Here is a 6840-nt window from a genome sequence, read left to right as displayed (position 1 = left end):
AAGGAGGGGAGGAAGGAAGATTGTCTTTATTCTATATTGTCAGTTTTCAGGGATTCCACACAACTTGACAAAGAACCCTTGTTTCCCTGCCTTTTTCATTTGGCGCACACTTTTTGAAACCATTAGCGACTGTGGTGATGGACGGCAGCGACCTCTAATGAGTTCCCTGCCTGATTCGGGAATCCATTGGCTTTTCAACTTCTAGACTGGAGTTAATCAGGTCTGCACTCCCTGGCTTGCTTTCGAATTTTTGGGCTCGGATTTCAAGGTTCCCCGAACCTGTCCTTGCTTTTGAATTTCTGTGCTCGGGTTTCAAGGTCTACTAGACCTACCTCGCTTTTGAATTTTTGGGCTCGGGTTAAAAAGGTTCCCCGCCCCACCTCGCTTTTGAATTTTTAGGCTCGGGTTTCAAGGTCTACTAGACCTTTTTAATCCTTTAATTCTGGTGAGAATTAGGATATAATAAAAGTCAAAGATAGTCAGATTTCATTTTTGGGTTTCTTTTACGAATAAGTACTTTGGGAGACCAAGTGACGAAGATGGAGTGCTCAGTAAATTAGAAAGGACTTCCATGGTAGCAAGAAATACCTCCGATAATATTGAAGAACATATCAAGCAGCTCTTGGAGCAGATGGATATGGCGGTGCTCAAGCGGGGTGAGCTAGCGGAACTCTTTCAAGTGGTCCCTAGCCAGATTAACTATGTGATTAAGACTCGTTTTACAGAAAGTAAGGGCTACCTTGTCGAGAGTAAGCGTGGGGGCGGTGGCTATATCCGGATTGCGCGCATTTCTTACTCCAACCACCACCAGATGTTATTGGAGCTCCAGGAAAAGTTGGCTTCCCAATTAAGCGAGCAAGTTTATGAAGATCTTTTGTGGCTCCTCGTTGAAGAAGGGCTTTTGGCCAGACGTGAGGCAACTTGGCTGCTGGCTGTTGCCCTGGATAGTGTCCTTGGCCCAGACGGTCCTCATTTGCGGACTCAGATGATGCGCCAATTATTGAAAGAAATTGACAGAAGAGGATAAGAATGAAGTATTCAAACGCACTAATTGAGACTCTCGAAGTATCTCATGCCTTTGCCAATAATTACGGCCGAGACCACTTAGAGACCTGGCACCTATTGACCGGATTTTTAGTCAATCCCTATAGTATTGTCGGCTCCGTCTTTAAGGATTCGCCGATTAATTTAGATCTTTTGGAAGAAAAAGTCGAAGAGGTTATCGGTTATCCCTATCGGAAATCGAAGAACTTAAAGATCTTTCCTTTTTCTCCGCTGATGGAAAAAGTCTTCGAGCGGGGTGAGGCGTTGGCCCAGCACTTAGGTGAGGATGAGCTGGGGACGGAGCATATTTTTCTTGTCCTTTTAAAAGAAAGAGAATCCTTGGCAACCCAGCTCCTCTATGCATCTGGCTTTGATCCCGAGCATAAAGAGGAGTCCAAAAAATTGCAGGAGTTGCGCAAGGATGTTGAGGAGCGGGCAGGCTGGTCCAAGGATGAGATCAAGGCCATTCGGCAGTTTTTCCGTGGTAGCCGGCCAAGTTCTCAGCAAATGGCCAACATGATGGGCATGCCCCCGAGTCAAAGTGGTGGTCTTGAAGATTATAGTCGTGACTTGACTGCTGCTGCCCATGCCGGCCTCTTGGAGCCTGTTGTTGGGCGGGAGGAAGAAATCGACCGGATGATCCACATCCTCAGCCGCAAGACCAAAAACAATCCCGTGCTGGTGGGGGATTCCGGGGTCGGTAAGACTGCCTTAGCCTTGGGATTAGCCCAGCGGATTGCCCAAGGTCAGATTCCCGTAGCTCTTCAAGACATGCGGGTGATGGAGTTGGACTTGATGAATGTGATCGCCGGCACGCGCTTCCGTGGAGATTTTGAGGAGCGGATGAACAATATCATTGAGGATATTGAAAAAGAAGGCAATATCATCCTCTTCATTGATGAACTCCACACCATTATCGGCTCCGGTAGCGGGATTGATTCCACCCTGGATGCCGCCAACATTCTTAAACCAGCCTTGGCGCGCGGTAGTCTACGGACGGTTGGGGCGACGACCCAAGAGGAATACCAGAAGCATATTGAAAAAGACGCGGCCTTGGTTCGTCGCTTTGCCAAGGTGACCATTGAAGAGCCCAAGGAAGCAGATACCCTGGCTATTTTACAGGGGCTCCGGCCGCGTTATGAGGAGCACCACCAGGTTTCCATCGAGGATGAGGCCTTGCAAACGGCTGTCCAAACAGCCAAGCGGTATTTGACCGCCAAACGTCTACCAGATTCTGCCATTGACCTCTTGGATGAAGCAGCCGCAACTGTCCAGAACCGCAGCTTGACTAGCTCAGAATACGACAGTAATGGTTTGACCGCGCTGGATCGGGCTTTGATGCAGGAAGAGTTTAGTAAGGCCCGTAAGTTGGTCAAAGAGGCTCAGAAGCCGGTGGTGTTCCAGTATCGGGTGACGGCTGAAGATGTTTTGGAAACCTTGAGTCGTTTGTCGGGGATTCCGGTGCAGAAGTTATCTCATTCGGAGTCTAAGAAATACTTAAACTTGGAGGCGGAGCTCCACAAGCGGGTGATTGGCCAGGACCAGGCTGTTTCAGCCATCAGTCGGGCGATTCGTCGCAATCGCTCAGGGCTACAGACTGGCAAGCGGCCGATTGGTTCTTTCCTCTTCTTGGGTCCAACTGGGGTCGGGAAAACAGAATTGGCCAAGGCCTTGGCAGAGTTGCTTTTTGATGATGAAGAGGCTTTGATCCGCTTTGATATGAGTGAGTATATGGAGAAGTTTGCGGCCAGCCGTTTAAACGGAGCCCCTCCGGGCTATGTGGGCTATGAAGAAGGCGGAGAATTGACCGAGAAGGTCCGTAATCGTCCTTATTCGGTACTTCTCTTTGACGAGGTGGAGAAGGCCCATCCGGATATCTTCAATCTGCTCTTGCAGGTCCTTGACGATGGGGTTCTGACAGATAGTCGGGGGCGCAAGGTGGATTTCTCCAACACCTTGATTATCATGACATCCAATTTGGGCGCCACGGCTCTCCGCGATGACAAGGTTGTCGGCTTTGGCGCAGGGGACCTGCGCTTTGATCCTAAAAATATGGAGCAACGGATGTTTGAGGAATTGAAAAAGACCTACCGTCCGGAATTCTTGAATCGGATTGATGAAAAGGTTGTCTTCCATAGCCTCACGGCCGAGCAAATGCAGGAAATTGTCAAGGTGATGGTCAAACCGATGATTGCAGCCTTGAAGGCTAAGGATGTCACCTTGAAGTTCCAGCCGAGCGCTTTGAAACTCTTGGCGCAAAAGGGTTATGATCCGGAAAATGGGGCCCGGCCACTTCGTCGAACTCTACAAAGTTTAGTGGAAGATCCTCTATCAGAATACCTCTTGGCTGGGGACTTGCCACCGGGATCAATTTTGAAAATTGGAGTTAAGGGTGGCCAGTTGAAAATGAATATTCAAATTTAGGAAGGAATTAGGCGGATATGATTCGACCAGTCAGTTTGGAGGAGGTTCAGCTACTCCAAGACCTGAGCTGCCTCACCTACCGGGCTACCTTTCAGGGAACAACTTCTGAGGAAAATCTGCAGGAGCACTTGGATACAGCCTATGACTTGTCCCGTTTGAAGAAAGAATTAGGGGATCCTCAAGTCGCTTATTACTTCTACCAAGAAGGGGAGCAGATTCTCGGTTACCTGCGCCTCAACGAAGGCGAGGCCCAAACGGAGTCTATCCATGAAAATAGTTTGGAAATTGAGCGGATTTATATTCATCCAGATCATAAGGGCCGGGGGTTAGGGCAAGAGTTGATGGATTTTGCCCTAGATCAGGCCCGCAAATGGGGGAAAACCGCTATCTGGCTCGGAGTCTGGGAACACAACGTCCCAGCTCTGGGCTTTTATCAGAAAAATGGCTTTCGGCAGGTCGGTCACCACGACTTTGTGATGGGAGATGAGGTTCAAACAGATTTTCTCTATCTGAAAGAAGTCTAGCAGGTGCTAGTCCGAATTCAAGGCTCGCTGGTCTTGCTGAAGCTGAATCAGAATCTTCAGGTACTCCAAGAAACTATCCAGGACTTGAAAGAGGATTGCCTGTGAGCTGCCGAACTGGCTTGACAAAAAATACCCCCATTGCTGCCTTCCTTTTGTGAGGATTGCTGTCGATGGGGGTGTTTGTTTATGAAAGAATTAGCTCTTAACCTCCTGCAATTGGAGGAGGTCTTCGATTTCCGCGAGGCTTTCGGCACGGGCGATGGCACCACGGAGTTTGGCTGCACCGGAGCTACCACGGAGGTAGTGGGGAGCGAGGCCGCGGAACTCACGGATGGCAACGTACTCACCCTTGAGGTTGATGAGGCGGCGTAGGTGCTCGTAGGCAATACGCATCTTGTCTTCAAAGCTGAGATCAGGGAGGAGCTCACCGGTTTCGAGGTAGTGGTTGATTTGGTTGAAGATATAAGGATTTCCCATTGCAGCGCGGCCGACCATGACGGCATCAGCACCGACAACCTCCAAGCGTTGCTTAGCCTCTTCGGCGGTTCGGATGTCTCCGTTAGCAATGAAGGGGATTTTGGTTAGGGCTTGGGCCACTGTTTGGAGGGTCTCCAGGTCAGCGACACCAGTGTACATTTGTTCCCGGGTCCGGCCGTGCATGGCTAGGGCATCCACCCCGGCACTTTCAGCTGCGAGGGCATTTTCAACAGCCAAGCTTGGATCCGCCCAACCGGTCCGCATTTTGACGGTGAGGGGAATATCCAAGTGGGACTTGACAGTTTTGAGGATATGGTAGATTTTATCGGGATCCTTGAGCCATTTAGCCCCCGCCTCGTTTTTCACAACCTTGTTGACCGGGCAGCCCATATTGATGTCCACGATATCGGTGCGGGTATTTTCCTGAATAAATTCCGCAGCCCGAGACAGACTATCCGCGTCACTCCCGAAAAGTTGAATGGAGACAGGGTTTTCTCCCTCGTCGATATGCAACATGTGGAGCGTTTTTTCGTTATTGTATTGGATCCCCTTATCAGAGACCATCTCCATCACCACCAGACCAGCGCCAAGCTCCTTGGCAATTGTCCGGAAGGCAGAGTTGGTGACCCCAGCCATTGGGGCTAGGATCGTCCGGTTGGGAATCTCGACACTTCCAATTTTGAACGGAGTATTAAGATTTTTCATTGATGAGTTCCTCTAAATCATGATCGGTAAATCGGTATTCTTTTTGGCAAAATTGACAGACAATCTCAGCTCCCTTGTCTTGGTCGGCCATCTCTTGCAAGTCCTGATTGGGCAGGCTAGCCAAGGCGTTGAGGAACCGTTCGCGGCTACAGTCGCAATGAAAAGCGATTGGCTCTTCGCTCAGGCGGCTATAGGCATCGTCCCCATAAATAGCTGTCAGCAAGGCCTCAATGTGGTCTTCCGACTGCAACAAGCTGGAAATGGCTGGCATCTCCTGAATCCGTTTCTCAAAGCGGGCAATGTCCGCTTCCTTGGCACCGGGAAGCACTTGCAGCATGAAACCACCAGCCACTTTGACACGGTCATGTTCATCCAACAGGACATTGAGCCCAACCGCAGACGGTGTCTGCTCACTCTCAGTCAAGTAGTAGGCAAAGTCCTCGCCGATTTCCCCGCTGATCAGTGGAGTGGTAGATGTGTAGGGATTGCCCATCCCGTAGTCTGTAATAACGATAAAGAAGCCATTTCCCATAAACGGTCCAACCAGAACTTCACCGGTGGCCGTTTTTTTGATGTCTACCCCAGCATTCTGGATGTAACCCTTGACTTGACCCTGGGTGTTGGCAACAGAAATGATGTGACCAAAGGAGGAATCACCAATCACCTTGAGGGTGATCTTGCTGTCGCCCTTTTGATTGGCTGCCAGCATCAGATTGGCAATCAGTGTCCGCCCCAAAGCAACAGTTGAAGAAGCCAAGGTCTGATGAGCCTCCTGCGCTGCCCGTACGGTTTCGGTCGCATCTACGACATAGGCCCGAAAGGCCCCATTTTTTGCGATTGTTTTGATTAAAGTATCCATGTTTTCCATTATAACAAAAAACTGAGAGAGAGACAGTGGGATGATTTGTCTGTCTCTTTCTCAGTAGGTTTTAATGGAAGGACGCCCAGATTAGTAAGAAGAAGAGGGCGTAGAAGACGAAGTAGAGCCATTTGAGGCGAACGATGATGGCGACGAGTTCGCGGAGGAAGGCACTGGGGATGTAGTAGCTGGCGGTGTTACAGCCGAGGCCGTCGCCTTTCATGCCGATTTGTTGGGCGTAGATGCTGGTGCGGAAGACATGGTAGTCGTTGGTGACAAAGAGGAAGCGAGGGTCTGTGACCAGGCTTTCGCCCAGTTGCTTGGAGTAGAGCAGGTTCTGGTAGGTGTTGACCGAGCGGTCTTCCAGGAGGATAGCCGTTTTCGGGATGTCAGTGGTTTCCAGGATGTAGTTTTGGATGGCCTGGGCTTCGCTGATTTTTTCATCGGGTCCTTGGCCGCCGCTGGCGATGAGTTGGATGGCTGGATTGGTGGACTTGCGGAAGGCTTCGATGGCCTTATCTACCCGCTTCCGGAGCAGGGGTGTCACCTTTTCACCGCCCAGGAGGCCGGCCCCATGGATGATGATGAAGTCATAATTTTTCTTTTTAGGCAAATGCAAATAAAGCCAAGAATAAATTAAAAATCCGGTAAAGGTGATGCCAAAAAGGATATAGGTGTAAATGGCAAAATAGTAGGGGATGTCCAGGAGGCGGTACTGGAGAAAGAATTCAGGTTCTATAATAAGTTGTGTGGAAAGCTTGCTCTCCATGCAACTTTTTTTGTAATTCAGAGTGCAAAAAAAAGCAA

The 6840-nt window shown here is 49.8% G+C and carries 6 protein-coding genes; 3 read left to right on the top strand and 3 right to left on the bottom strand.

Going from position 1 to position 6840, the window contains the following annotated elements; genetic code table 11:
- The first annotated feature begins 571 nt into the window (after positions 1–571).
- The 3 genes from N4310_RS06950 to N4310_RS06940 are packed head-to-tail and all read left to right on the top strand — an operon-like array spanning position 572 to position 3992.
- Complete coding sequence (locus N4310_RS06950; RefSeq protein ID WP_160332793.1) at positions 572–1027, top strand: CtsR family transcriptional regulator; 456 nt, start codon at positions 572–574, stop codon at positions 1025–1027.
- 2 nt (positions 1028–1029) lie between these two features.
- Complete coding sequence (locus N4310_RS06945) at positions 1030–3468, top strand: ATP-dependent Clp protease ATP-binding subunit (protein ID WP_262092606.1); 2439 nt, start codon at positions 1030–1032, stop codon at positions 3466–3468.
- A gap of 17 nt (positions 3469–3485) precedes the next feature.
- Positions 3486–3992 carry a GNAT family N-acetyltransferase gene (locus N4310_RS06940; RefSeq protein ID WP_262092605.1) on the top strand — a complete coding sequence of 169 codons (507 nt, stop codon included), beginning with the start codon at positions 3486–3488 and terminating at the stop codon, positions 3990–3992.
- A gap of 195 nt (positions 3993–4187) precedes the next feature.
- On the opposite strand, the gene dusB is transcribed toward N4310_RS06940, so the two are convergent.
- The 3 genes from dusB to N4310_RS06925 form a co-directional block, all read right to left on the bottom strand.
- Positions 4188–5174 carry a tRNA dihydrouridine synthase DusB gene (gene dusB, locus N4310_RS06935; protein WP_262092604.1) on the bottom strand — a complete coding sequence of 329 codons (987 nt, stop codon included), beginning with the start codon at positions 5172–5174 and terminating at the stop codon, positions 4188–4190.
- The gene (gene hslO, locus N4310_RS06930; RefSeq protein WP_160332787.1) at positions 5161–6033 is read right to left on the bottom strand and encodes an Hsp33 family molecular chaperone HslO; all 873 of its coding nucleotides are present in this window, start codon (positions 6031–6033) and stop codon (positions 5161–5163) included. The genes dusB and hslO overlap by 14 nt, the downstream gene beginning before the upstream one ends.
- 70 nt (positions 6034–6103) lie before the next feature.
- Positions 6104–6840: YdcF family protein (locus N4310_RS06925; RefSeq protein ID WP_420832906.1), on the bottom strand; the 737-nt coding region annotated here is incomplete at its 5' end.

The sequence above is a fragment of the Streptococcus danieliae genome (assembly GCF_025447695.1).
GTDB classification, from domain to species: domain Bacteria; phylum Bacillota; class Bacilli; order Lactobacillales; family Streptococcaceae; genus Streptococcus; species Streptococcus danieliae.
The sequence above is the reverse complement of the archived record's forward strand: the minus strand, read 5'-3'. Positions and strand labels throughout refer to the sequence as shown.